The following is a 21,606-nucleotide window of genomic DNA, read 5'->3' as shown; positions in this document are numbered from 1 at the left end:
CTCTCAAAGCGCCGCCACTGTTTATTGAACGGCACCGGCCAGCAATCGATGGGCGTCGCGTGTCACGAAGCCGTCGGCCACCAGTCCGGCGCCCGCCTGAAACCGCGCATAGGCCGCCTGCGTAACCGGCCCGATATTGCCGTCGACCACGCCCCCGTAATACCCCAGCCGCGCCAGCATCGTCTGGATATCGATCCGCTGCTGGCGATTGGGAAACTGCGCATCGCGCGGCCACGGGGTAACGAACGCCCCGCCGCCCTTGAGCCTGTCGGTCAGATGCGCCACCGCCATGGCGTAGGAATCGGAAAAATTATATCCCTTGAACACCAGATAGTTGCGGGTCATCAGAAATTTCGGCCCATCCGCCCCCGCCGGGACATAGAGAAACACCTCGATCCCCGGATCGGAAAAAGCCCGCCCCGCCACCCGCGCCACGCCGCGTTCGGCAAAAAACCCAATGGGACGAAAGACCTCCCGATCGGCCAGCAGATAATCGAACCCGTCGGGCACCTCGACCTCAAAGCCCCAGTCAAGACCGGGAACATATCCCAGCCCGCGCAGATAATTGGCCGAGGAGGCCAGAGCGTCGGCCAGCGAGCTGTGCGGATCGACGACCCCGTCTCCATCCCCATCCTGCCCATATCGCAGATAAGCGGTGGGAATGAGCTGGAGATGGCCAAGCGCCCCGGCCCACGAGCCGACAACGCCCTCCGCCGATCCCCGCGCCTGTGCGATACGCAGCGCCGCGATCAGTTCGGCTTCGTCCTCGGCGACCCGTCCGCGCCGTTGATGGGCCAGCGTCGCGAGAGAGGGAATGACCGGCTTGATGAGCGAGCGGTTCGAGAGCACCGCCCCGTAATCGGACTCCATCCCCCAGATCGCCGCCAGAACGTAAGGATCGACCCCGTAACGCTGCCCGATGGCGCTCAGCAATCCCTCATTGGCCGCAATTGCCGCCCGCCCACGCGCGATCCGTCCCGATCCGATCCTTGCATCGAGATAGTCCCACACCGGGGTCACGAATTCGGGTTGCCCCGAAATGAGCGTAGGGATCGAAGGGTCGGGCTGGATCGGCCCCATCACGGCGCGATAGAAGTCGCGGCTGATGCCATTGGCGACAGCAACCGCTTCCATCCGGCCCTTGAACGCTTCAAAGCTCTCGACCGGCTGCGCCAGCGCCGCTCCGGCCAGGCACGACCAGATAAAAATCGCGCCGATCAGAGAATGGAGGGGCGGTCGTTGCGGGTATCGAGATATTTTTCCCATTTATAGGCCATCTCCACGATTCCGGCGAGTTCGTCATGCTTGGGCACCCAGCCCAGCGCCTTTATCCGGTCGGCCCCCGCCACGATCGAGGCCGGATCGCCCGGCCTGCGTGGCCCATGTTCGACGGCAAAATCGATCCCCGTCACCGACTTGACGGTCGAGACCACCTCGTCGACCGAAAACCCGCGCCCATAGCCGCAATTGACAGTGATGCTTTCCCCGCCGCCCCGCAGATGACCCAGCAAAAGCCCATGCGCCGCGACAAGGTCGGATACGTGGATATAGTCGCGCACGCAGGTCCCATCGGGCGTCGGATAATCGTCCCCGAAGACGCTCATCTTCTCGCGATGGCCAAGCGCGGTCTGCACCGCCACCTTGATCAGGTGAGTGGCGCCCGCCGTCGATTGCCCGGAGCGCATTTGCGGGTCGGCGCCCGCCACGTTGAAATAGCGCAATACCCCATAGGTGATCGGATGGGCCGCCGCCACGTCGGCCAGCATCCATTCGCTCATCAGCTTGGAGCGTCCGTAGGGGGAGACCGGCGAGAGAATCGCGTCCTCGGCCACCGGTTCGAGTCCCACCATGCCATAGACCGCCGCCGTCGATGAAAAGATGAAATGGCGGACCCCGCCAGCCACAGCGGCTTCGATCAGATCGCGCGTATTGGCCGTGTTGTTCTTGTAATATTTCAGCGGATTTTCCACCGATTCGGGCACGACGATCGAACCGGCGAAATGAATGATGGAATCGATGTCGTTTTCGGCGATGATTTTCGACACCAGATCGGCGTCGGCGACATTGCCCTCGATGAGCTTGACCCGATGATCGACCAGCCAGGGAAAGCCCGTGGTCAGATTGTCGAGCACGACGACGTTCTCGCCCGCATCGGCAAGATGCAGCACCATGTGGGACCCGATATACCCCGCGCCGCCAGTAACCAGAATACCCATAGCTTTCCTTAAATCCGCTTTGCGTCCGCATGCATTGGGCATGCAACTGTCACCACAATCTTGCATTAAGACATTGAAACTGTCTTAGTTTATGTCAAAGCAATCGCAAGGGAGTATGAAGTGGTCCGCAGAGTCCGTACAGCCGTCTTTCCTGTCGCCGGCCTTGGAACAAGGTTTCTTCCCGCCACCAAAGCCATGCCCAAGGAGATGCTGACGGTCGTCGACAAACCGGTGATCCAGTACGCCGTCGACGAAGCCCGCGAGGCAGGGATCGAGCATTTCGTGTTCGTCACCGGCCGCAACAAGGGCGTTATCGAGGACCATTTCGACCGCCAGTTCGAACTCGAGGCGACTCTCGAGGCGCGCGGCAAGACCGCCGCGCTTGAACAGCTCCGCCACGATCTGCCCAAAGCGGGCCAGTCGAGCTTCACCCGCCAGCAGGAACCGCTCGGCCTCGGGCACGCCGTCTGGTGCGCCCGTGATATCGTCGGTCGCGAACCCTTCGCGCTCTTGCTTCCCGACATGATCTTCAAATCCTCCCCCGGCGTCCTCAAGCAGATGATGGACACCTACGAGGAATCGGGCGGCAACATCATCGCCGTCGAAGAGTGTGCCCCCGAAGAGGTCTCGTCCTATGGCGTTGTCGGACGCGGCGATGGCCCCGACACCGGCTTTGCCATCACCGGCATGGTCGAAAAGCCCAAGCCGGCGGACGCGCCCTCCAACCTCATAATTTCCGGCCGCTATATCCTGCAGCCGGAAATTTTCGCGCTGCTGGGCGAGCAGACCGTCGGAGCGGGCGGCGAAATCCAGATCACCGACGCCATGCGGTTCCTCATGGACAGCCAGCCCTTCATCGGCGTCAAATATGATGGGCAGGTTTTCGATTGCGGCTCAAAGATCGGCTTTCTCACAGCCAATGTCGCTTTCGCGCTCGACCGGCCCGATATCGCCGATACGTTTCTCAGTGAACTCAAAAAGCTCACCGACGACACCCCGATCAGTATTGAAGACTGATGCCGCCGCTGATCCGGTGCTCGTCGCGGCTGGCAATAGCCGCGGCGGGGTCCTCGGCCAGTCCGTAATCATAATCGAGCGATGCACTCGTGTGCTGACCGAGCGTGAAATCGGCGCCCAGCCCCGCGCGATAGGTTCGGCTGGTCGCCGAGCCGTCTTCGGGCACCGCCCATCGCGCCCCCGCAGATGCCCGCAGGGCGAGCCAGGAATTGGCCCTGTGCCGCGCTTCGAAATCCACCTCGTAGGTTGCGCTGGCACCCGAGCCGCCCTGCCCCGGCGTCAGCTCGGTATCGAAGCTCGCCGTGAACTCGGTGGTCGTCGTCGGACGATAGCCCAGCGAAACGCCATAGAGCCATGACTGTGCCCGGGCAATCGTGCTGTCGTCGAACAGCCGCCATCCCGACCCGACGGATGCCTCCAGCGTCACGACGTCCCGCCAGTTTGTCGTAACGCCGCCCCGCAGTTCGAAATCGTCGCCGGAGCGGCGCGCGCCGAGATCGGGATCGATACCATCGAACTCGGTCCGCCCGGCACGCCCCTGCCCGAATACCCCCACAATCGGGGTCAGCTCGTATCCGACCCTGAGCGTCCCGCCATAACGCGTCGCGCTCTCATGGCTGTTGTCGATCACCGTGCCATCGGTCTGCACCGACTCCCCGACCCAGTCGCGCGTGATGTCACCGCTCCCCGTTACGGTAAAATTGCCGAACCGATGCGTGTAGCCAAGCGAGGTCGAGCCCGATACCACAACCGGCGCGCTGCTCAGGTCCGCTTCGTCCGCGCTCAGCCCGTCCGGCGCGTCCTGGGACAGGGCAAGGTCCGCGTTGAATGCCAGGCCCGCCGATGGCGACAGGCGATGGACGACATCGGCCGACACATTGGCCGCGCCCACCCGCGGATCGTCCGACTGCGGCGCGACCAGCGTCGCCGAGCCGTCCAGCGCCAGATCGGTCGTCCCGCCTGACCGGGAATAGGAAATCGAAGGGATCGCTAGCATTTCAAACCGCTCGGCTGCCCCGCTGCGCACATAGGCACCCCGCAGCGCAACGCCATATCCAAGCTCACCCCAATCGGAAATATCGCTCGAAACCGGCGCGGCCATGGTCACTGGCCGGGGTTCGGCGGCAGGGGCCGGCTGCGGCGCGGGCGCTACCACCGGCGGTGGCGGCGTCATGAGCGCAAGAGGTTCGGTTGGCAACGCCACCGGCACGATCAGGTCGGCCGCCGGAAACTGGCAAAGCGTTCCCGGGCGGCAGCCCACGCCAAGCGACCCGCGCAGGAGATCGGGATTGTCGGTGCCCGATCCGTCCCCTTGCGCAAGGGTCATCGAGGCACCGGCCAAAGCACCGGCACCCGCAAGGGTCAGCACAAGAATTGTTCGGGTGAAGTCCAATTCGCGAATCCGGATAGTATCTCCGGAGGCTTTCAACTTATGGTTAAGAAAACCTTACCAGCGGCCATATTTCGCGTGTTCCGTAGTGACTTACCCGACGGCCTCGACCTCGAGCAGACCGCCACGCGCCCCGGTAATGCGCACATGCGAGCCGACAGGAAGATCCGGCCCGGACACCCGCCACAGCGTATCGTCGATCCGCACGCGTCCCACCCCGTCGCTGATCGCTTCGACCAGCGCCGTCTCACGTCCCAGCAGCCGGGCGGTGCGCGCATTGATGAGCGGGTCCTCACTCGGCGGCGCATCGCCGTGGCGGCGCCTCGAATAGGCCAGCCAGCCGGCAACCAGCACAACCGAAAGAACACCGAACAGCCCCCATTGCAGGGGCCAGCCGATGCCCACCTGAAACACCGTCAGCCCGGTCAAGAGCGCCGCCCCGCCCAGCCACACCATGAAGACACCAGGAACGACAAGTTCGACCCCGAGCAGCACGAGCCCGAAGATCAGCCACGCCCAGCCTGCGTTGTCACCGATCAGCCCGATCAGGTCCATGGTGCTAGCCTTCGCTCCGGGTCGATGGCGGCCGCCCCGAAACATTGCGCCGCGGCGCCTCGCCGCCGAACGCCTCGCGGGCGATTTCCGCCACCCCGCCCAGCGCCCCGATCACATTGGCCGCTTCGAGCGGCAGCATCAGCACCTTCTGGTTGGGTGCCGAAGCGATCTTTTCGAGCGCATTGACGTAATTGTTGGCCACGAAATAATTGATGGCCTGCACATCGCCCTTGGCAATGGCTTCCGAAACCATCTCGGTCGCCTTGGCCTCGGCCTCAGCCGCCCTTTCGCGCGCCTCGGCATCGCGAAATGCCGCTTCGCGCCGGCCTTCGGCTTCGAGCACCTGAGCCTGCTTTTCGCCCTCGGCCTTGAGAATTTGCGCCTGCCTCTGCCCTTCGGCCTCCAGGATCACCGCGCGCCGGTCACGCTCGGCCTTCATCTGCCGCCCCATCGCATCGACGAGATCGCGCGGCGGCTCGATGTCCTTGATCTCGATGCGGGTGATCTTGACGCCCCACGGCGCCACCGCCGCGTCGACCACCCGAAGAACCCGCGAATTGATTTCGTCGCGATTGGAGAGCAACTCGTCCAGATCGAGCGAGCCCATCACCGAACGGATATTGGTCATGGTCAGGTTGAGCACGCCCTGTTCGAGATTGGAGATCTCATAGGCCGCCTGCGCCGCATCGAGAATCTGGTAGAAGGTTACCCCGTCCGCCGTGATCGAGGCATTGTCCTTGGTGATGACTTCCTGGTGCGGCACGTCGAGCACCTGTTCCATCATGTTGAGCTTGCGCCCGATGGTATCGATGAAGGGGATGATGATGTTGAGCCCCGGCTTGAGCGTGCGCGTATAGCGCCCGAACCGCTCGACGGTGAAATTATACCCCTGCGGCACGGTCTTGACCCCGGCCAGCAGCACCATCACCGCCAGGATGCCGATGACGATGAGGACTATCGAAAACCCGTCCATTGTTTAGCCTTCCCTCTTGCCCGACTCATGGCCGGTCCCACGGCAAGGACTTTACGGTCGGTCCGGACCGCTGACAATCGCTTCGGTCGCGCCCCACGACCAATCGGCACTCAGCTCAGCATGAGCCGAAAATTGCTATTTGCAGGCCATGATCAGCTGAGTGTCGATTGGTCCTAGAGCGCTTCCAGGATAAGTGGGCACCACTTATCCGGTTCGGAAGCGCGACAACAAAGATTTGGAGCAATTGAGGCGATTCGAAGAAGCGCTGAAATGCTCTAAAGCCAGCCCGACAGTTCGCGGCGCACCACCGCCTCGATCATCGCCATGCCGTCCGGCGTATCGTTGAGGCACGGGATATAGGCATAGCGCTCGCCGCCCGCATGCATGAACTCTTCCTCGCCCCCGATGGCGATCTCCTCGAGCGTTTCGATGCAATCGGCCGAAAACGCCGGAGCCAGTATGGCGACCTTCTTGATTCCCTTGCCCGGAAGCTCTTTCAGCGTCTCGTCGGTATAGGGCCGCAACCATTCGGTGGGTCCGAACCGGCTCTGGAAGGTCAGCATGATCTTGTCATCCGGCCAGCCGAGCTTTTCGCGCACCAGCCGCGTCGTCTTGTGGCACTGGCAATGATAGGGGTCGCCCTTGTCGAGATAGGATTTGGGCATGCCGTGATAGGAGGTAATCACCAGATCGGGCTCGAAATCGAGTTTTTCGACCCCTTCCTTTATCGAACGGGCCAGCGTCTCGACGTAGATTTCATCACCGAAATAGGCCGGGACGGTCCGTACCGCCGGCTGCCAGCGGATATTGGCCAGCGCCCTGAAGGCCTGATCGTTGGCCGTCGCCGTCGTCGTTGCCGAATATTGCGGATAGAGCGGGAACAGCAGGATTTTGTCACACCCCTGCGCGTGCAATTTCCTGATAGCGCTTTCCGTCGAAGGATTGCCGTAGCGCATGCCGTATTCGACAATTACACCGTCCGCCGCCATCGCCTGTTGCAGCTTTTCGGTCTGCGCCCGCGTGATCACCCGAAGCGGGCTTTCATTGGTCCGCTTGTCCCAGATCTTGGCGTAATTGGCGCCGGTCTTTTGCGGCCGGAACGACAATATGCCCAGGTTGAGGATCGGCCACCACAACCATTTGGGCGTCTCGATGACGCGCGGATCGGATAGGAATTCGGCGAGATAGCGCCGCACGTTCCAATAGTCCGTTCCATCAGGCGTGCCCAGATTGAGGAGCAGAACCCCGATTTTGCGCGGTTTGACGGGCGGATGATCGGGCGGCAGATGGGCGTTCATCGGTATCCTGGGGAATGCGGACTGTGAGGGTATCGTTCTTGTTGGCGCGCACAATAGCGCCAAAGCCTGCCGGAGCAACACTCTGGCGAAAACATGCGGCCATTTGACCGTTCAATACGCCCGCTTTTGCCGCCTAGATCGCCGCAAAAAACAGGATCAGTCCGAACGCCATGACCAGCAGGGCTCCCGCCATCTCCAGCCACCAGACCACCGATTCGCCCATGGTCCCGTTGCCGGTCAGCCGCTGGGCTCCGCCCTTGAGATAGACCGCAGCCGATGCCAGCACCGCCACCGTTATCGCCGTGCCGAGCCCCATGAGAAAGGTCGCCGCGATACCCGCCGCAAGAACACCCTGGCTCAGCGCGAAGACCAGCACCACCAGCGCCCCGGAGCACGGGCGCAGCCCGACCGAAACAACGACCCCCAGCGCTTCCTTCCACCCGCCCCGCGCCTGCTCAGGCGTTACCACATGGTGGTCGCATGCGTGGTCGTGGTTGTGATGATGGTCATGGGAATGCGCCTTGCCGCCATCGTACCCATGATGGTGATGATGATGGGGAAACACCAGCTTGCGCGCCGCCAGCCACGCGCCGAGCAGGGCGACCATGCCGTAAGAGATGATTTCCATCCACCACGCCGCCCGGCTCATGGCCATGGAGGTCAGTTGCAAAACGCCCGCCGCAACCAGAACGAACGCCACCGCCACCGCCGATTGCATCATGGCCGACAAAAAGCTCAGAACGATCCCGCGCCGCAACTGGCGCTCGCTGGCCAGCACGTAGGACGATATCACCACCTTGCCGTGTCCGGGCCCGGCGGCGTGAAAAACCCCGTAAAGAAAACTCAGGCCCCCAAGCAGCCAGAACGCGTTGCCATCGGTCCGCAACGCGCCGAGCGCCGATGTCATGGCGCCGTAAAAGCTGCGCTGCTGCTGGCTGACCCAGCCGAAAAAACCGCCCTGCGTGGGAACCAGGGAGGTTTCCGCAGGTGGCGCGGAAAAGGGCGATGCCGGCCGCTGGGCCGTCACTTCGCCGATCGCATCGAGCGCGGTCGCCGGCGCGCCGCCGGGGCAGTCTACCGTCACCAGATTGGCCATGGCCCGCGCCGCCTCGCGCAGATCGGCCGGGATCTCGGTCACGTCCGGCCCCAGCATCCACAGCCGCTCCTCAAGCGCGGGATCGATGGGCTGCGGTTCCTTGGAAACCACGCTGCATCCCTCCGGCGCGCCTTCGAGCGTTACCGAATTTTCGTCGGGGAACGTAAAAGCCGCATAATATTCGGGGTCGCCAACCTCGATGTCATAAATGCCGCCCACCGTCTGGGGCTCGGCAAAAGCCATCGAAAACGTGAGCGTCACCCGCCCGTCTTCATGGACCATGGACGGATCGCTCGCCCCGGCCACAGCCGCATGGCCATCGAGCCCTTCAGGGTCGCCGAATGTGTAATAGGAATAAAAATCGAGCCCCTCGATATTTTCCTCGGCCAGCGGCTGGAGTTCGGTTGGCGTAAGAACGCCATCCCCATCCGCATCGAGCCCCTGTATCGCCCAGGCGGAAAAATACTCGTCGAACGTCCAGTGATGGCGCATGCCCACGATGGCGCCGTCTTCGAACAGCACTTCACCCGCCGCGTCGATCCACACATGGGGATGGGCCACCGCCGGCCCGTCCCAGCCAACCAGCGCGACAAGACAGCCGGCGCCTATAGTCTTGAAAAGATTTCGGATCATGGGATCAGGAATTGACCGGGTGGATTTCGAACCATTCGACGAGGAAGTCGATAAGCGCCCTCACCTTGCCTGACAAGTGCCTGCGGTGCGGATAGACCGCCTGCAGGAATGGACGCTGCGGCAGATATTCGGTCAGCACCGGCACCAGTTCCCCTTTCTCGATGGCCGAATCGGCCAGGAAACTGGGCAATAGCGCGAAACCGAGGCCTTTTTGTGCAGCGACCAGCGCTCCGGCGGGAGAATTGACCCGCACCGGCCCGTCAACGTGAATGGCGATCGTGCGCCCATCCTCGACGAACTGCCAATTGGCCTGCCCGGTCATATTGGTGTCCACGATACACGGCACGCCCTTGAGCGCCTCGGGCGATTGCGGCGTCCCATAGGCCTTGATGACCTCGGGCGTCGCACACACGGCCACCGAGGTTTCCGCGATCTTGCGCGCGATCAGCGAGGTGTCCGACATGCGCGAAATGCGCAGCGCCACATCGATCCCCTCTTCGACCAGATCGACCATGCGATCCTCGAGCCGCAGATCCAGCGTCACGTCCGGGTGGGCGCGGGTAAATTCGAACAGCGGTTCGAGCAGCGTCGATTCCCCGAAATTGCGCGGCGCGGAAACCCGCAATATGCCGCGCGGCGCCGCCGTCTGCTCGGTGATCGTGGCGTCCAGATCGTCGAGTTGGGACAGGATTTCGCGCACCTCGCGATAATAGGCTTCGCCCGCCTCGGTCAGGCTGAGCTTGCGCGTCGTGCGGTTCATCAGCCGCGCCCCGAGATAATCCTCGAGATCGGTGACATATTTTGAAAGCAGCGCCTTGGACCGGCCGTGAATGCGCGCCGCGGCCGAAAAGCCGCCGGCATCGAACACCTGCACGAACGCCCTGATGCGGGCCAGGTCCTGGCTCATTGACTCTCCTTTGGCGAATCCTGGAACCAAGAAAGGTCAAACCGGGCCACATCGTCAAGCAATTGTGCAAAACCTTTAAGGATGTGATCGGCCAGCGCCGCGCCCTTTTCCGCACTCGCGGCGCGCGCATCGCCCACCACGCCCAGCGCATTGAGATCGGAACTGAGCCACCCGAACCGGTGCCGCCCATAAGCTGAAAGATGGGTCATGCCCGCTTCGATGGTTTCGAGCGCCGATCCGAAATCGGCCGCCTTGGCCATCTCCACCTTTTGCGGGAAATAATGGAGCATCAGCGCGGTCTCGATGGCGCCGCCATGAATGCCGTATGTTTTTTCATGCGCATCAAACAGCCCCTGGGGCATTCCGAACCGCAGCCATGCCGTGCTCACGGCCAGAAGGCCCAGTTCGGCCCGCGCCTTGAGCGCCACGCTCTCCATGGCCGGGGTGTTGCCCCCATGGCTCGATACGATCACCAGCCGCCTGCCGCCAACCGCCGCCCAGCGTTGGGCAATGCCGAACCATTCGGCAATCAGTTCGCCCTCTTCCCGGCTCTGCGTCCCATCCGCCCATAAATGCTCGCGCGATGCCCCTATGCGCCGGACCGGCAGCACGACTGCGTCGATGGGGCTGGAGAGGTAGGACCCAAGAGCGCTAAGATGGCCCTCGGCGATATCGCAATCGGTCGAGGTGGGAAGATGGGGGCCGTGCGCCTCGGTTGCCGCGACCGGCAGAATGGCGATTGTCGTCTCGCTCACAAGCCCATCGGCAAGCGCGTCGTTCTCGTTTACGAAAGTCAGCGGCACCGCGTGTCCCCGAAATTTTCAATATCGACCCTATAGCGCACCAGGAGCACCGACAAGCAATGCGGCCCCTGATTAACTTTCCCGCCAAAGGCGATTCGACGGGAGCCCCGCTTTTGGCTAGATCAATATCCATGAGCAAATCCGCCGCCGGCTCGACCCTTTACCGTCTGATCGAGGCGGGCCATCTGGCCCGGCAGGCCCTGCTCGCCCCGCTCGCGGCGCGCGGGCTCGAAGCGGGCGACGATGCCATCCTGCTCGGCCTTGCCGATCCCGCCGGCACGACCACCGACGCGCTTGTCCAGTTCACCGGCCTTGCCACCGACCAGCTCGATATCAGGCTTGCCCGCCTCGAAGACCGCGACCTTCTGTTGCGCCTCGCGGTCGGCCCTGAAATGGAGCCCGGCGCCCGCCTCTCCCAACAGGGCCACGCCATGCGCCAGGCCATCGAGGATCACTGGGCCCATCTCGAACAAACCCTCGCCGAAGACCTCGCCGACAAGCGCCACAAGCACCTGCGCAAGGCCCTCAAGCGCATCATCGAAGTGCTGCGGTTCTGATTGCGGAGATCTTTCGGTTGTGAGAGGATGGCCGATTGCCAATACGCCCGCCACTCAGGAGAGTCCCATGTGCCGCAACATCAAGCCGCTGTTCAACTTCGAACCGCCCGCCACCCGCAACGAGATGCATGACGCCGCGCTGCAGTTCGTGCGCAAGATTTCCGGAACCACCAAACCCTCGCAGGCCAACCAGGCCGCGTTTCATGAAGCGGTCGAAGAGATCGAAAAATCAGTGCGCAAACTGCTTGCCGCCATGGACACCAGTGCGCCGCCCAAAAACCGCGAAATCGTTGCCGCCAAGGCGCGCGAGCGGGCCAGCCAGCGCTATGCGCGCCCTGCCTGAACCGTATTGACCGCAGCGCTTACGCCTCTGCCCGGATCGCCCGCGCTTCTGCCAGCGTCATTTCGGTATGGATCTGCCAGGAATCGCTGGTTTGCGGAAAATCGGTCCGGAAATGCCCGCCCCGGCTTTCAGTGCGTTTAAGGGCTGCCGCCGCAACCAGTGTCGCCGATGTCACCATGTTGAGATAGGCCCGCGTCACTTCCAAGGCCGTGTTTTCAAGCTCCAGGAGCCCGCGCAGCGCCCGCCTGAGCCCGTCGGCGTTGCGCTCCACCCCGACATCATTGCTCATGATCGCCCGCAGATCTTTCACCGCCTTGAGGTTGCGCAGCACATCCTCGGCCCGCGCGCCCTTTTGAGCATCCCAGGCGATCCCCTCGAAGGGCGGCAGCACCGAGCGCAGCGGCTCGAGCCCTGAAATGTCCTCGGCAATCCGCGCGCCGTAAACGATGGCTTCGAGCAGCGAGTTCGAGGCCAGCCGGTTGGCCCCATGCAGCCCCGTGCACGACGCCTCCCCGCACACCCAGAGCCCGGGAAGCGAGGATCGTCCGTCCTCGTCCACCTTGACCCCGCCCATATGATAATGGGCCGCCGGCGTTACCGGGATCGGCTCGGCGACCGGATCGATCCCCGCCATGCGGCAATATTCGGCGACGGTCGGATAGGCGGTAACAATTTTTTCCCCCAGCGCGGCCCGCGTATCGAGAAACACTTCCCGCCCCGCCTTGATCTGCCGGAAATTGGCCCGCGCCACGATATCGCGCGGTGCCAGTTCGGCGTCGGGGTGAATATCGGTCATGAACCGCTCGCCGGCATCGTTGACAAGGGTCGCCCCTTCTCCGCGCAGGGCCTCGGTGGCCAGCGGCGCCGGATCGCGTCCGGTCAAAATCGCGGTTGGGTGGAACTGCACGAATTCAGGATCGGCGATCACCGCCCCGGCCCGCGCCGCCATGCCCATGGCATGCCCGCGCACCGAAGGCGGATTGGTGGTCACCGCATAAAGCCCGCCCAAACCTCCCGCTGCCAGGACCGTGGCCCGCGCCCGGATGAAAACCGGCTCCACATAGCGATCCCCCAGCCGGCGGCAGAACACCCCGACGATCCGCCCGTCCGCGTGGGCAAGATCAACGGCGGTGATCCCCTCGACCACCCGGATCGAGGGCGTCGCCCGCACCTTTGCGATAATCGCCTGCATTATGGCGTGCCCGGCCCTGTCGCCCGAAACCCGCACAACCCTGTTGGCCGAATGGGCCGCCTCGCGCGACAGGATAAACTGCCCCAATCCATCGCGGTCGAACGGGGTGCCCCAGCTCGCCAGGTCCTCGATCCGCGCCGCCGCTTCCCCCGTCACCGATTCGGCAACCCCATGATCGACGATTCCCGCCCCGGCCATTTCGGTGTCCGCAGCATGAGCCCGCGCGCTGTCGCCGTCCCCAACCGCCGCCGCCACCCCGCCCTGCGCCCAGGCCGAAGAGGCCCCCGACCCCAGCGGCATGGGCGAAAGCACGGTCACCGGCCGCGGCGCCAGCTTGAGCGCACAAAACAGCCCCGCCAGCCCCGCCCCCACAATCACCACGCCTTCGGCGTTGAAGACGTTATCGAAAATGTCCAAGAAAATTCCCCCGAGGACCGGCGCTAATTCTTAGGCCGCGAAAATTCGATCATCCGCTCGACCGCCGCCCGCGCCGGTTCCATCAGATCCTCTGCGATCGTCACTTCCTCGGTCCCCGTATGCAGGCTCCAGAGAATATTTTCGAGGTTGATGCGCTTCATGTGCGGGCAGATGTTGCAGCCGCGCAAAAAGGCCACGCCTTCGGTTTCCGCCGCCACATTGTCGCTCATCGAACATTCGGTGACCATCACCACCTTGGCGGGCCGCTCGGTCTTGACCCAGTCGATCATTCCCGAAGTCGAGCCGGCGAAATCGACGGCGTCGATCACTTCGGGCGGGCATTCGGGATGCGCGATGATCTTGGCGCCCGGATAGGCAGCCCGCAATTCGGCGATGTCGTCGGCGGTAAAGGTCTCGTGCACCTCGCAGGCCCCGGCCCAGGTGACGATCTTCTTTTTGGTCTTTTTCGCAGTGTTCTGCGCCAGATACTGGTCGGGAATCATCATCACAGTGTCCCCCTCGACCGCTTCGACGATCTGGAGCGCATTCGATGACGTGCAGCACACGTCGGTCACCGCTTTCACCGCCGCCGAGGAGTTCACATAGGTCACCACCGGCACGCCGGGATATTGCGCCCGCATGGCCAGAACGTCGTCGGCGGTGATCGAGGAAGCCAGCGAGCAGCCCGCCCGGCTGTCGGGGATCAGCACGCGCTTTGAAGGATTGAGCAGTTTGGAGGTCTCGGCCATGAAGTGCACGCCGCACTGCACGATCGTTTCGGCCTCGACCTTGGTGGCCTCGATCGCCAGCTGCAAACTGTCGCCAACGATATCGGCGACGCCATAAAAGATCTGCGGCGTCTGGTAATTATGCGCCAGGATCACCGCGTTCTTTTCGCGCTTCAATTTATTGATCTGAAAGATCAGCGGCGCATAGAACGGCCATTCGATCTCGGGAATGCGATCCTTGACCTTCTCGAAAACCGGACGTGTCTCGGTTTCGATTGCCTTGGAAAATTTCAGATCGAAATCGGCGGCCAGAACGGCCCGCGCCTCTTCGATCGGTGTCAGGGCGTTGATCTGCTGGATCATGTTCGGGCTCCCCCGCCTGCATCGACATGGCCGCAAGCGACCCGCGGAGGTTCACTTAGGGAGTTTTGGTTCCCAATTCAATAAAGCCCGTGCTAGAGCACGCATATCGCACAAGACTTTGGTTGGAGATCGCATGGCCCAGGACGCAGCAAAGCTCAAATCCATCCTTTCGGCAGCGCCCGTGGTGCCCGTCATCATCCATGACGATGTCTCGACCGCCCGCAATCTCGCCGAGGCGCTGGTGGCCGGTGGATTGCCCAATCTTGAAGTGACCTTGCGCACCCCCAATGCCCTCAAGGTGATGGAAGAAATGGCCAAGGTCGAAGGCGCGGTGGTCGGCTCGGGCACAGTGCGCCGCAAAAAGGACATGAAGGCGTCCCGCGATGCCGGCTGCCAGTTCATGGTCTCACCGGGCGCGCCAATCGCCCTGCTCGAAGCGGCCGAAGACATCTCGATCCCGCTCCTTCCCGGCATCGCCTCGCCCACCGAGGCCATGGCCGCTTCCCTGATGGGCTACACCTACCTCAAATTCTTCCCCGCAGAGGCCATGGGCGGCGCGCCCGTCCTCAAGGCTTTCGCCTCGCCCCTGCCCGACATCACTTTCTGCCCCACCGGCGGCATCGATATCGAAAAGGCGAAAATCTATCTCGGCCTTTCCAACGTCATCTGCGTGGGTGGATCGTGGGTCATCCCCGCCGATGCCATAACCGCCGGCGATTTCGACAGGATCGAATCCCTTGCTCGGCAAGCGGCCGACCTCGCTGCATAAATGAAACGGCCCGTCCCTGCCTCCGGCCTGTGCCATCTGCGCATCGTTCTCGATGAAAATTTCTACATCGGGCCCGGCCGGGCCGACCTGCTCGAAGGCATCGACAGGACCGGCTCGATCAGCGCCGCCGGCAAGGCCATGTCCATGAGCTACAAGCGCGCCTGGAGCCTCGTTCAGGCGCTCAACGATGGCGCAGGGACCCCGCTTGTCGAAACCAGCCGCGGCGGCACGGCCCAGGGCGGCGCCCATTTGACCGAAGCGGGCCATCAAATCCTCGCCCGCTACCGCGCCATGCAGGAAAAAGCCGCCACCGCAATCGGCCCCGACGTCGAGGCTCTGCGCGCCCTCACCGGTCGCAAACAGCCTTGACCCCTGCCATTGCGTTTTGCACCCGCTTCATGCCACATAGCGATATGTACAAATAAACATATCGAGCGACCCCATGCGCTTCCTGCCCATTGTCGTGCTCGCCGGGCTTGCCCTTTCAAGCCCCGCCACCGCCCAGGACGCACAGATTGCGGTGGCCGCCAATTTCACAGCCGCCGCTGAAGAGCTTGGCGCCGCCTTCGCACAGGAAACCGGCAGCGAAATCGCCTTCTCGTTCGGCGCCACCGGCCAGCTCTACGCCCAGATCACCCAGGGCGCTCCCTTCGATGCGTTCCTGTCCGCCGACGCCGCAACGCCCGCAAGATTGCTCGACGAAGGTTTGGCTATGGCGGGCAGCGATTTCACCTACGCAATGGGAAAACTGGTGCTGTTTTCCACCCTCCCCGATCTGGCCACCGGCCCGCAAAGCCTTGAGGGCGATTTCATCCATCTCGCAATAGCCGAGCCCGCCGCCGCCCCTTACGGCGCAGCAGCCGTTGAGGTCATCGAGGCGCTCGGGCTCACCGAGGCGCTCTCGGGCAGGCTGGTCATCGGCCAGAACATTTCCCAAACCTACCAGTTCGTCGATACAGCAAACGCCGAACTCGGCTTCGTCGCGCTTTCTCAGATTGCCGGGCGCACCGATGGCTCACGCTGGGTTGTCGAGGAAGATCTTTATACCCCCATCACCCAGGATGCGGTGCTGCTCAACCCCGACAATGAAACGGCGTCCGCGTTCCTCGATTTTCTTGGCTCGGGCACCGCCCGGACCATCATAGCATCCTATGGCTACGGGATTTCGGACAGATGACGCTCCTGCTCGAAATCTGGCCGGCCATCCAGCTGACCCTGGCGCTGGCCGCGGTCACCACTCTTGTGCTTGTTATCGTCGGCACCCCCATCGCCTGGTGGCTCGCCCGCTCGAAATCGCGCTGGACGATCGCCATAAACGCGCTCGTCGCCCTGCCGCTGGTCCTGCCGCCCACGGTGATCGGATTTTACATGCTGATCTTTCTGGGGGCCAACGGTCCGGGCGGCTGGCTGGCGGGCTTGTGGGGCGCCCGCACGCTGGCCTTTTCCTTTCCCGGCCTGGTCATCGGTTCGGTGTTCTATTCGCTGCCCTTTGTTGTCCAGCCCCTGCGCAACGCCTTTATCGCCATCGGCAACGAGCCCATCGAGGCGGCCCATACGCTCGGCGCCGGCCCGGCCCAGACCTTCCTGCGCGTCGCGGTGCCCCTCGCCCGGCCGGGATATTTGACAGCGATCGTGCTCGGCTTTGCCCACACGGTGGGCGAGTTCGGCGTCGTCATGATGATCGGCGGCAATATCGCCGGCCGCACCAAGGTGCTCTCGATCGCCATTTTCGATTATGTCGAACAGCTCCGCTGGACCGAAGCCCACTTCATTGCCCTGGCCATGCTGGTCTTCGCCTTCGTCGCGCTGGCCCTCACCATGAGCGCCGACCGACGGATCTCGCGCATCCAGCCCTAAGCCGGCTTTGGTCCATCAGCGACCTCTGTGCTGTCCGGCGCTCCGGCATAAAACGCCGAAAGCTGTCTATAGGGCCGCGAATTGAGCGCCAGCACCGTCACCACAACGCCGATCAGCCCGGCCACCGTAAAGACCAGCGCGATGCCGCGATCGGGGCCCGTACCGAACCAGCCTCCGATCGATTGCGCCCCCTGCCCGTCGGTCATGAAAGGGATCACAACGAACTGGGTATAGGGCCCGATCAGGAACGCCGTCAGCGGCGATGCCGCCTGCTCGACCGATTGGGCAAACCCGAACACCCGCCCCTGCCGCTCCAGCGGAACGACTTTTTGCAGCGTCGTGTGCTCGGCCGCCTCGGCAAAGGGCGCCATGAACATCCAGATGAAACACCCCGCGGTCAGCAGCCAGATCGAAGATTGCAGCGTGAAAACGCAGCACACCGACCAGGTGATGAGATTGACAAGCAACAGCGTGCGCAGGGGATTTTTGCCCAATCCGACGCGCGATATCAGAAGCCCGCTTGCGATGAACGCTGTCGAGAGCACCCCGAACAGCAATCCCCAGATCTCGACCGAAACCAGCGAGAGCCCATAGGCATCGAGCAGCGCCATGAAAATGCCGCCCAGGAAATTGTTGAACGTGGCAAAAAAGATCAGGGCGAACAGCCCCGGCACCCCCGCTATGATCGCGATGGTGCCCGCGATATCGACCGTGCGCGGCGGCAGGACCTCCCCTTCGACGGGCACGGGCCGGCCCTCATTGACGCGCAGGAAGCCAAGATGGACAAAGACCAGCACGGTGGCGGCCAGCGCCAGGATGAGCGTGAGCCACATGCCGCCCCAGGCGACAAGAAATCCCGAAATCACCGATGTGGTCAAAAACCCGATGCCGGTCACCATCCCCACCAGCCCGTTCGCCTTGTCGCGTTCGTCCTCGGGGATCATGATGGTCACCAGCGTCGGCAGCGCAATGGACCGGATATTGCCCGCGATCACGCCCAGCATGACCAGCAGGACGAACCCCCAAAGATAAGGCCCGAACGGATCTGCGAACGCCCCCTCGGGCTCGACGAGCAGCATGCCAAGCGCGGCGATATAGAACAGGAACGAGACAAGGCTCGATCCCATCATCGCTATGCGCTTGGAATTGTGGTCGACGATCGAGCCCAGCCAGAACCCGAAAGCCGCGGTGAACACCAGATAGATCCCGGCGATCATGCCCGTCGCGAACACCGACTGGGTCTCGATGAAAATCCAGAAGGTGATCGCGAACCACACTGTAAAGTTCGTGATGTTGGCAACCAGATTGTTGCCCAGGATCTGATGAAAGGGGGTCATGGCCGGTGTCCGGATCGTTCGAGGTGCGACATTACGTCCAGCCGTGTCCAAGGACAATCGCCAAACGCTTGACCTCAAGGACGCACGGGGTCAGCCCGCGCCGACACCTGTTCCTCAAAAAGATGCAGGAGCTACCGTTCGCCTACGATCTCCCTGACCTCGTCCTCGATCGTCGGAGCGGTGTTGCCGCATTCAAAACCGTCCACCAGTTCGTCGGCCAGCCGCCGCGCCCGTTCATTGGCGCCTTCGGTAGCGGCCACATAGGCCATGGCGCATGCCCCGCCGCCATCGGGCTGGCCGACCTTGGAGACCACAAGAAGCTGCCGCGTCCAGTCGCCCATCTCGTCGGCGATGAACCAGCGCTGGATCGCCGCCACGGGCCGCTCGGTGTTCCGGTCGAGCCGCACCCGCCATTCCACCGTCTCATTGGCGTAGTTGAACGGCGCGAAGGTCGCCATGCCCGATTCCGTGGCAAAGCCGTATGTCACGCTGTCCCGTCCGTCCGACGAGCGCAGAACGAACGGATATCCCGCGTGCCCCGTGCACACGAAATCGGCCCACTCGCCCTCATTGTCCGGCGCGCGGGCAATCAGATTGCAATCGGCATCGAGGTCGTATTGCGTGTATTCGCTGATCGCCTGCGCCATGACGGGCGGAGCCCCGAGCGCAAGGACAACGAGAGCGGCCACCAGCGTTTTCATGGCAATGGTCCTTGTCGGCCTATTGGGTTTGAACCTGTTGCAACAATCGGGCGGCAATATGCCGGTCAGATGCTTTTGAGCACAGCTTCGACCTCGGCGCGGCTTGGCGGATTACACCCCACAAAGCCGCAATTGAGCCCCGCGGTCACCGCGCCGAACCGCAGCACCTCGCCCAGCGCGTTCCCATCGAGCGTCCCCAGCCGCCCCACCGCCAGGCAATTGCGGTCGGCGAGCGCGGCAAGCACGCCTGCCATCAGGCTGTCCCCCGCCCCCACCGTATCGCCGAACACCTCCGGGCGATGCACGGGCGCCGCGGCTTCGGCCGATGCGGTAAAGGCCCGCGATCCGTCCTCGCCCAAAGTCACCACCACCAGTTCCACATTGGCCCGGGCCAGAAGGCTCCGCGCATGCGCCTCGATGCTCATCGAACCATCGAGCGTCGCAAGATCCTCGTCGGACACCTTTACGATATGGGCCAGATCCAGAAACGCGCCGAGCCGTTCGGTGTACCCGGCGAAATCGGAAATCAGCGAAGGGCGCACATTGGGGTCGATGGACAGGACGGCGCCGCGCGCCGCCACCTGCCTGACCACATCGAGCCAGATTTCCGCATCCTCTGCCTCGATCGGCAAAAAACCCCCGATCTGGAACACATCGATGGTTTCGGGCAGCGCCGCCAGCAGCTTGTCGCGCGAAATGTCGCGCTCCGCCGTCCCCTTGCGGTAAAAGGCATAGGCCGGCAGCCCTTTCGAATTGCGCGTCACCACCGCCAGCGTCGTGTTGCAGTCCGAGCGCTCCTTAATCAGCGGAACGACCCCGGCACCATTGAGCGGCCCCAGGAGCAGATCGCCGAAACTGTCCTTTGAGATCGGGCACAAGAACCCCGATTTCTGTCCCAGCCGGGCCAGCGCGATGGCGCAATTGTAGGGTGACCCGCCCTCATGGGCGCTCATTTCCATCGGCGTGCCCGCCTCGTGCGGCCTGGCAACGAGATCGATAAGGCTTTCCCCTGCAACCACGAACATCGCGTCCTCCCCGTCTCAAGGCCCGGCTTGTCTACACGAACCTTCGGGCATTCGCCAAGATCATGGGCAGATGTTTATGCAACTAAAGTTCCAACCGATGGCGCCATCCCTTTCCCTGCAACCTTTGGGGGCAGCGGGGCATTGTGATGCTGATATTTTCCCCTTTTTAGCATTAAGGAATTCTCATGGACGTTGTCGACGTACGAATTGATCCGTTCCCAAGCCAGCGTGAATTGTCAGACCTGTGGCGCGCCACCTGGGAGATCGACGGCGTTTCCGACTTCCAGTCCATCCTCACCCGCAGCCTCACCCATGTCGGTGCCTATCTGGGGGATCGCATCATCGGTTTCAGCAACATGGCCTGGGATGGCGGCATCCACGGTTTTCTTGTCGATGTGTGCGTCCACCCCGAATTCCGCGACCACGGCATCGGCCAGTCCATGGTCGAAGCGGCCCTCCAGGTCGCCCGCAAGCGCGGATTGCAGAAAGTCCATGTGGACTTCGAGCCTCATCTGCGCGATTTCTACCTTTCCTGCGGCTTCAAGCCCACCGACGCCGGGGTTCTGACCATCGACTGAGGACGACGCCACAATGGCCGAAAACCACGAACAGCGGCTCATCGCCCTCGAGGAGCGCCTGGCTCACCACGATAAGACCATCGACGAGCTCAATACCGTGATCACCGGCCAGTGGCGCGAAATCGACAGGCTCAAGCGCCAGCTTGCCATGATCGACGACCAGATCGCCGCCGTCGAACAGCTCGCCCGCACCGGCAAGGCCGAACCCCCTCCGCCCCATTACTGAAACCTAGCCGCACCAGCCTTGGCGCGCGCCACCCCATGGGCGCGCCAATCCTTCGGCGACCAGCATCATGCCCAGCGACTGCCCGTCGCGTTCGAGCACGCGCAGCTTGCGCCCGTACATGTCCTCGTCACGCTGGTCCCACAAAGCCATGGTAAACCCGCCCTGGTTGACCAGTTCGAGCATGCGCAGCGTCGCCCTGTCACCCAGCGCCTTTTCGTCCGGGCAGCCATAATCGCGCACTTCGGGCGTATCGATATCGGCAATCCTTATCGATTGCCCCTTGATGCGGATCGTATCCCCATCGATCACGCAGGTTCCCCCGCTCCCCGCGCACAGCGAAAAGTGGTCACCGACGGTCTCGTAGTCCGACCTCGCCTGGGACGCCTCCAAACCGGGGATTTCGACATAGCCCCGCTCGATCGCCACCCAGCCCAGCGCCGCGACCGCGATCAGCGCCACCAGCGGCTCAAGCACCATCGGCGCTCGCCGCCGCGGCCGCGCCGTAAACCGTGCCCGCCCGAAATTTGCTCTCGCCCGCATCGCCGAATCGTCTCCACGCCCCAACCGGGGCAGACGATAGCCAACAGGTTCTAACGGGCGGTAAGCGCCAAGTCGGGCCGGTTAC

General features: G+C 63.1%; 24 protein-coding genes. 9 read left to right on the top strand and 15 right to left on the bottom strand.

What is annotated here, in order from left to right; translation table 11 throughout:
• Window positions 1-21: 21 nt before the first annotated feature.
• Together ACP148_RS01050 and galE are read right to left on the bottom strand one after the other, a co-directional pair.
• The gene (locus ACP148_RS01050; RefSeq protein ID WP_421950008.1) at window positions 22-1,266 is read right to left on the bottom strand and encodes a lytic murein transglycosylase; all 1,245 of its coding nucleotides are present in this window, start codon (window positions 1,264-1,266) and stop codon (window positions 22-24) included.
• Entirely contained in the window at window positions 1,218-2,216 is a 999-nt protein-coding gene (galE, locus tag ACP148_RS01045; protein WP_421950009.1) for a UDP-glucose 4-epimerase GalE, read from the bottom strand. The genes ACP148_RS01050 and galE overlap by 49 nt, the downstream gene beginning before the upstream one ends.
• A 120-nt stretch (window positions 2,217-2,336) precedes the next feature.
• Here galE and galU point away from each other — a divergent pair, with 120 nt between their 5' ends.
• Entirely contained in the window at window positions 2,337-3,233 is an 897-nt protein-coding gene (galU, locus tag ACP148_RS01040) for a UTP--glucose-1-phosphate uridylyltransferase GalU (RefSeq protein WP_421950010.1), read from the top strand.
• Here galU and ACP148_RS01035 read toward each other — a convergent pair.
• The 7 genes from ACP148_RS01035 to ACP148_RS01005 all read right to left on the bottom strand — a co-directional run bounded on the left by ACP148_RS01035 (window position 3,217) and on the right by ACP148_RS01005 (window position 10,888).
• A complete protein-coding gene (locus ACP148_RS01035; protein WP_421950011.1) occupies window positions 3,217-4,626 on the bottom strand; it encodes an outer membrane beta-barrel protein in 1,410 nt (469 codons plus the stop codon). The genes galU and ACP148_RS01035 overlap by 17 nt on opposite strands.
• A gap of 90 nt (window positions 4,627-4,716) precedes the next feature.
• Window positions 4,717-5,178, bottom strand: a complete 462-nt coding sequence (locus ACP148_RS01030; protein WP_421950012.1) for an NfeD family protein — start codon at window positions 5,176-5,178, stop codon at window positions 4,717-4,719.
• A gap of 4 nt (window positions 5,179-5,182) precedes the next feature.
• On the bottom strand, window positions 5,183-6,151 hold the full coding sequence (locus tag ACP148_RS01025) for an SPFH domain-containing protein (protein ID WP_421950013.1): 969 nt from the start codon (window positions 6,149-6,151) through the stop codon (window positions 5,183-5,185).
• A 275-nt stretch (window positions 6,152-6,426) separates the two neighbouring features.
• Complete coding sequence (gene hemH / locus ACP148_RS01020) at window positions 6,427-7,449, bottom strand: ferrochelatase (protein WP_421950014.1); 1,023 nt, start codon at window positions 7,447-7,449, stop codon at window positions 6,427-6,429.
• Window positions 7,450-7,582: 133 nt separating this feature from the next.
• Complete coding sequence (locus tag ACP148_RS01015) at window positions 7,583-9,178, bottom strand: DUF1007 family protein (RefSeq protein WP_421950015.1); 1,596 nt, start codon at window positions 9,176-9,178, stop codon at window positions 7,583-7,585.
• Window positions 9,179-9,182: 4 nt separating this feature from the next.
• Window positions 9,183-10,085: a LysR family transcriptional regulator gene (locus tag ACP148_RS01010; RefSeq protein WP_421950016.1), complete on the bottom strand. Its 903-nt coding sequence runs from the start codon at window positions 10,083-10,085 to the stop codon at window positions 9,183-9,185.
• Entirely contained in the window at window positions 10,082-10,888 is an 807-nt protein-coding gene (locus ACP148_RS01005) for a creatininase family protein (RefSeq protein ID WP_421950017.1), read from the bottom strand. The genes ACP148_RS01010 and ACP148_RS01005 overlap by 4 nt, the downstream gene beginning before the upstream one ends.
• A 131-nt stretch (window positions 10,889-11,019) precedes the next feature.
• Between ACP148_RS01005 and ACP148_RS01000 the strand changes: the two genes are divergently transcribed.
• Window positions 11,020-11,445 carry a hypothetical protein gene (locus tag ACP148_RS01000; protein ID WP_421950018.1) on the top strand — a complete coding sequence of 142 codons (426 nt, stop codon included), beginning with the start codon at window positions 11,020-11,022 and terminating at the stop codon, window positions 11,443-11,445.
• Between the two features lie 67 nt (window positions 11,446-11,512).
• Window positions 11,513-11,788, top strand: a complete 276-nt coding sequence (locus tag ACP148_RS00995) for a DUF2277 domain-containing protein (protein WP_421950019.1) — start codon at window positions 11,513-11,515, stop codon at window positions 11,786-11,788.
• Between the two features lie 19 nt (window positions 11,789-11,807).
• On the opposite strand, the gene ACP148_RS00990 is transcribed toward ACP148_RS00995, so the two are convergent.
• A complete protein-coding gene (locus ACP148_RS00990; RefSeq protein WP_421950020.1) occupies window positions 11,808-13,397 on the bottom strand; it encodes an L-aspartate oxidase in 1,590 nt (529 codons plus the stop codon).
• 23 nt (window positions 13,398-13,420) lie between these two features.
• Window positions 13,421-14,488: a quinolinate synthase NadA gene (gene nadA / locus ACP148_RS00985; protein WP_421950021.1), complete on the bottom strand. Its 1,068-nt coding sequence runs from the start codon at window positions 14,486-14,488 to the stop codon at window positions 13,421-13,423.
• A gap of 133 nt (window positions 14,489-14,621) precedes the next feature.
• Between nadA and eda the strand changes: the two genes are divergently transcribed.
• The 4 genes from eda to modB all read left to right on the top strand — a co-directional run bounded on the left by eda (window position 14,622) and on the right by modB (window position 17,114).
• Window positions 14,622-15,257 carry a bifunctional 4-hydroxy-2-oxoglutarate aldolase/2-dehydro-3-deoxy-phosphogluconate aldolase gene (eda, locus tag ACP148_RS00980; protein ID WP_421950022.1) on the top strand — a complete coding sequence of 212 codons (636 nt, stop codon included), beginning with the start codon at window positions 14,622-14,624 and terminating at the stop codon, window positions 15,255-15,257.
• Entirely contained in the window at window positions 15,258-15,626 is a 369-nt protein-coding gene (locus ACP148_RS00975) for a winged helix-turn-helix domain-containing protein (RefSeq protein ID WP_421950023.1), read from the top strand.
• A 73-nt stretch (window positions 15,627-15,699) separates the two neighbouring features.
• Complete coding sequence (gene modA, locus ACP148_RS00970; protein ID WP_421950024.1) at window positions 15,700-16,434, top strand: molybdate ABC transporter substrate-binding protein; 735 nt, start codon at window positions 15,700-15,702, stop codon at window positions 16,432-16,434.
• Window positions 16,431-17,114, top strand: a complete 684-nt coding sequence (modB, locus tag ACP148_RS00965; protein ID WP_421950025.1) for a molybdate ABC transporter permease subunit — start codon at window positions 16,431-16,433, stop codon at window positions 17,112-17,114. The genes modA and modB overlap by 4 nt, the downstream gene beginning before the upstream one ends.
• Here the strand turns inward: modB and ACP148_RS00960 are convergent.
• From ACP148_RS00960 to ACP148_RS00950, 3 genes are all read right to left on the bottom strand, one after another.
• Window positions 17,111-18,451, bottom strand: a complete 1,341-nt coding sequence (locus ACP148_RS00960; protein ID WP_421950026.1) for an MFS transporter — start codon at window positions 18,449-18,451, stop codon at window positions 17,111-17,113. The two genes, modB and ACP148_RS00960, sit on opposite strands and share 4 nt — an antisense overlap.
• Before the next feature lie 131 nt (window positions 18,452-18,582).
• Window positions 18,583-19,152 carry a hypothetical protein gene (locus ACP148_RS00955; protein ID WP_421950027.1) on the bottom strand — a complete coding sequence of 190 codons (570 nt, stop codon included), beginning with the start codon at window positions 19,150-19,152 and terminating at the stop codon, window positions 18,583-18,585.
• A gap of 65 nt (window positions 19,153-19,217) precedes the next feature.
• On the bottom strand, window positions 19,218-20,177 hold the full coding sequence (locus ACP148_RS00950; protein WP_421950028.1) for a carbohydrate kinase family protein: 960 nt from the start codon (window positions 20,175-20,177) through the stop codon (window positions 19,218-19,220).
• Window positions 20,178-20,362: 185 nt separating this feature from the next.
• On the opposite strand from ACP148_RS00950, the gene ACP148_RS00945 reads away from it, so the two are divergent.
• Window positions 20,363-20,755 carry a GNAT family N-acetyltransferase gene (locus ACP148_RS00945; protein ID WP_421950029.1) on the top strand — a complete coding sequence of 131 codons (393 nt, stop codon included), beginning with the start codon at window positions 20,363-20,365 and terminating at the stop codon, window positions 20,753-20,755.
• Window positions 20,756-20,768: 13 nt separating this feature from the next.
• Entirely contained in the window at window positions 20,769-20,981 is a 213-nt protein-coding gene (locus tag ACP148_RS00940) for a SlyX family protein (RefSeq protein ID WP_421950030.1), read from the top strand.
• Window positions 20,982-20,984: 3 nt separating this feature from the next.
• Here ACP148_RS00940 and ACP148_RS00935 read toward each other — a convergent pair whose 3' ends face one another.
• Window positions 20,985-21,521 carry a thermonuclease family protein gene (locus tag ACP148_RS00935; protein ID WP_425032998.1) on the bottom strand — a complete coding sequence of 179 codons (537 nt, stop codon included), beginning with the start codon at window positions 21,519-21,521 and terminating at the stop codon, window positions 20,985-20,987.
• Between the last annotated feature and the right edge of the window lie 85 nt (window positions 21,522-21,606).

It is taken from the genome of Pelagibacterium sp. (genome assembly GCF_965249125.1).
In the GTDB taxonomy this organism is placed as follows: Bacteria; Pseudomonadota; Alphaproteobacteria; order Rhizobiales; family Devosiaceae; genus Pelagibacterium.
This window is presented reverse-complemented; position numbering and strand designations above follow the sequence as displayed.